The sequence below is a fragment of the Synechococcus sp. R8-2 genome (assembly GCF_047461715.1).
Classification (GTDB): domain Bacteria; phylum Cyanobacteriota; class Cyanobacteriia; order Thermostichales; family Thermostichaceae; genus Thermostichus.
Genome location: NZ_JANSHQ010000086.1, coordinates 1 through 3,748, shown reverse-complemented (window position 1 = coordinate 3,748; position 3,748 = coordinate 1). Strand labels below are relative to the sequence as shown.

Here is a 3,748-nt window from a genome sequence, read left to right as displayed (position 1 = left end):
GGGGCGGGGCGGGGGGTGAGGCGAATCACAGCAGATTCCACCTTGGGGGCGGGCTTGAAAGCGGTGGGGGGCACCCTGCAGATCAGCTCGCAATCGGCCAAATACTGCGTCCGCAGGCTCAGAGCACCATAGGCTTTGCTGCCGGGGCCGGCCTGCAAGCGCTCGGCCAGCTCTTTTTGCACCAGAAGGACAATGCGCTCGAACTGCCGAACCGGCTGGGCCGGGGATCCGAGCACCTTTTCCAAAATGGGGCCGGTCAGGTTGTAGGGGATATTGGCCACCAGCAGGCGGGGTTGAGGAGGCAGCGGCAGGCGGAGAAAATCTCCCTCCAGCAGGTGAAAACGGGGTTGGCCGGCGAACCGTTTTTGCAGCAGTCGGCACAGATCCCGGTCGATCTCCACCGCCACCACCTGGACACCCTGGGCCAGCAATCGCCGCGTCAGTTGGCCGGTGCCGGGGCCGATCTCCAGCACCCAAGTGGGATCCGCGTCTCCCTCTAGATCATTCAACTGGGCAGCCCGCACAATCGCCTCGTGAACAGCGGGATCCTTGAGCCAATGCTGACCAAACCGTTTACGAGGATAGGGCAACCGAGCGGTACCCAGAGGGGTTGCAGGAGCAATTGCCGGGTGGGTCATCGCTGGACTGAGTTGGGAACAGAAATCAAGGTGGGATCCGCATCCTCAGGTTTCTCTGGCTTGACAGGGATTGCCTCTGGGTTCGGATCCCCGCTCAGGAGCGGCTTGCGGTAGAGGGGCACCGTAAAGGTGACGGTGGATCCCAGCCCTTCGCCCAAGCTGTAGAAATTGATTTCCCCTCCCATCGCCTCCACCAGGCGTTGGCTGATGGCCAGGCCCAAGCCGGTTCCTCCATATTGGCGGGTGGTGGAACCATCCACCTGCGTGAAAGCCTGAAACAGCTTCTGCTGCTTTTCCAGCGATACCCCGATCCCGGTGTCGATGACGCGGATGCGGGCCAAACCCGGGTTGCCGGGCAGGATATCCGCCCGCACGGTTACCGAGCCCTTGGGGGTAAACTTGATGGCATTCCCCACCAAATTGAGCATGACCTGCAACAGGCGTTGGTAATCGCCCAAGAGCAAAATCTGATCCGAGGTGTTGGGCAGGTGGAAGCTCAGTTGTAGGCCCTTTTGGCTGGCCTGCAAGCTGGTCTTGGCCTCCACATCCTTAAACAAAGCTCGCAGGTCGCAGGGCTGGAACTCCAACTGCATTTTGCCCGCCTCGATCTTGGCGATATCCAGCACATCGTTGATTAGGGCCAGCAGGTGCAGGGCAGAGCGATAGGCCTCTTGCAAAAAGTCCAGCTCCTCTTCGCGGTTTTCGGCCATCCCGTCCAGCACCAGCTTGATAAAGCCGATGATCCCGTTGAGAGGGGTGCGCAGCTCGTGGGAGGTGTTGGCCAGGAATTGGCTTTTCAGTTGGTTGGCCGATTCCGCTTGGGCACGGGCCTGCTCCAGCTCCTTATTTTTCTGACGCAGAGTTTGGTTGGCTAACTGCAAGCGGGTTGCCAGTTGGCGACTTTGATCCAGCAAAATGGCGTGGGCAATGGCTGCGCCCAGGTAGGTGGCAATGCTCTGGAGTACCTGAATGTGGCTTGGCTGCCAAACAGGAACCCTGTTCGGATCCAGCATTTCCAGCCAGAGCAGGCTGTTGGCGTAGCCCTGGTAAGACATGGCAATGGCCAGATGTCGCCCCGCCTCCACCGGTTCTTCCTGTCTGAGGGCCTGCAACAAATGGGGGTAATCTGCCAGCTTCAGGGTCTGGTGGAGCAGGGAGGGATCCCCAGGATGGCGGCGGTACTCGGCATTGACCGTGAGGGAGTCTTGCCCCACCTCGTAGAGGGCCATCAGGCAGCGATCTACCTCAAACAGTTGCCCCAACTGCTCCACGGTCTGCTGGCACAGTTGCCGGATATCCAGGGAATGCCGGATGTTGCGCACCAACTGCGTCGTGATCCCCTGTACCGGATCGGCCGGGAGAGCATGGGGCTGGCTGTTGGGGCTGCTGGTTCCTCCGGCCAACGCAAAAGGCGTAGCCCCCAGCAACTTGCCCACTGCCGCAACCGCCACCACCTCCCCTTCCATGTCCCGTACAGGGTTGAGAGAAAGATGCAGATGCAACTTGTAGCGGGGCGAGAGCACCTGGCATTCGTAGGAGAGGGGATCCCCGCTTGCAAAGACCTGGTTGAGCTTGGCTTCGTACTCTCCAGCGTTGGCCACCTCCCAGATTTGCTGTCCGCTCACGATGTGCTGAGGGTGGATGCCATATTTCTCGGCATCTTCCCAGTAAAAACTCCAGAAGCGCCTCTGGCGATCCTGCGTGTAGAACATTGGAGTGGGTCGGAGGGCGCCCATTTGGGATGAAGCCACCATTGCGCTAGGGGAACGTAGGCCAAAACTCAGGTTTTTCCAGAGGAAGCCGGGCTGGCCGGATCAGAGGCCGGGCGGGTTAGTGGGGCAGGATCCTTGTTGAGGCGGGCGAAGATCATGCGGCCTGCTGAGGTTTGAATGGCGCTGGTCACAACCACAGAGCGGGTTTTGCCCACAGAGCGCTGCCCTTCTTCCACCACCACCATGGTGCCGTCTTCCAAGTAGCCTACCCCTTGACCTGGCTCTTTTCCTTCGCGGGTGATCTTGATATCAAAGCTGTCGCCGGCAACATAGATGGGCCGCAGCGCCTCGGCCAACTCATTCACATTCAGCACCTTGACCCCCTGCAGAGCCGCCACCTTCTTCAGGTTGTAATCGGTGGTAAGCAGCGTTCCCCCCACGGTTTGGGTGAGGCGCACCAGCTTTTCATCGACAGTGGTCAGATCTGGATAGTTGGCTTCGTGAATAACGAAACGATCGGGGTAGGCCTCTCGTAGAGCCTGCAGCGTATCCAAACCTTTGCGGCCCCGCTCTCGTTTTTGGGCATCGGCTTTGTCGGCAATGGTCTGCAATTCCGTCAGCACAAAGCGAGGAACCACCAGGGTTCCTTCCAAGAAGCCCGTCTCGATCAACTGGGCTACTCGGCCATCGATGATGGAGCTGGTGTCCAAAACCTTGGCCGTGGCAGCCACCACATTGCCCTCCGCCCAGAGGGCTGCTTGTAAAGCATAGTTGGGGTTAAACAGCCGCAGCAGCGAGGGGCCGTGGGTATCGGCCAGGCTGACCCCCAGATAGGCAAAGGCCAAGCTGAAAAAGACCGAAGCCAGTGGCTCGAGGAACCTGTTGAGTTGGGGAGGCAAGGGCAGCAAGTACACAGGAGCCATGGCCAGATTGGCGATCACCAAGCCGATCACCAACCCCACCGAGCGGCTGATCAACACGTCCGGCGGCAGGGAGCGCACATTGGCCTCGAAGCGACGGTAGCTCCAGCGCACCAGGGATCCCAAAGCCAGTCCTGCCAGCACGCCAAAGCCGCTGGTGACGACACGGGCTCCTTCCACATTGGCCCCCTGAATGGCGGCAGGAGGGAGCAAATCCAGGCCGTAAAACCCGAGACCAGCCCCGGCCAACATGAAGATCGCGATCAGTAAAGCGTCTAGCATAAGAAAAAAGACGGCCCTGCTGAGTGGGTGATGCTGCTGGGAATAGGCAAATCTGCTTCCTTCTCATTCTAGTCGTCTGGTGTTGGAGGGATCCGGACAACCAAGCCAGCCCTCCCCCAGAAGGATTCAGACTATGCTGAAATCATAGCGATCCCTTGCCAGCTTGAGGGATCTGTGGAGCATGCCTCTAACCCCC

The 3,748-nt window shown here is 59.6% G+C and carries 3 protein-coding genes; all 3 read right to left on the bottom strand.

What is annotated here, in order from left to right; translation table 11 throughout:
* Positions 1–638 (bottom strand): 16S rRNA (adenine(1518)-N(6)/adenine(1519)-N(6))-dimethyltransferase RsmA (gene rsmA / locus NW819_RS02345; RefSeq protein ID WP_414412778.1); only part of this gene is annotated, 638 nt, incomplete at its 3' end.
* Complete coding sequence (locus NW819_RS02340) at positions 635–2,374, bottom strand: sensor histidine kinase (protein ID WP_414412777.1); 1,740 nt, start codon at positions 2,372–2,374, stop codon at positions 635–637. The genes NW819_RS02340 and rsmA, both read right to left, overlap by 4 nt.
* Positions 2,375–2,418: 44 nt before the next feature.
* Entirely contained in the window at positions 2,419–3,552 is a 1,134-nt protein-coding gene (locus NW819_RS02335; RefSeq protein WP_414412776.1) for a PIN/TRAM domain-containing protein, read from the bottom strand.
* Between the last annotated feature and the right edge of the window lie 196 nt (positions 3,553–3,748).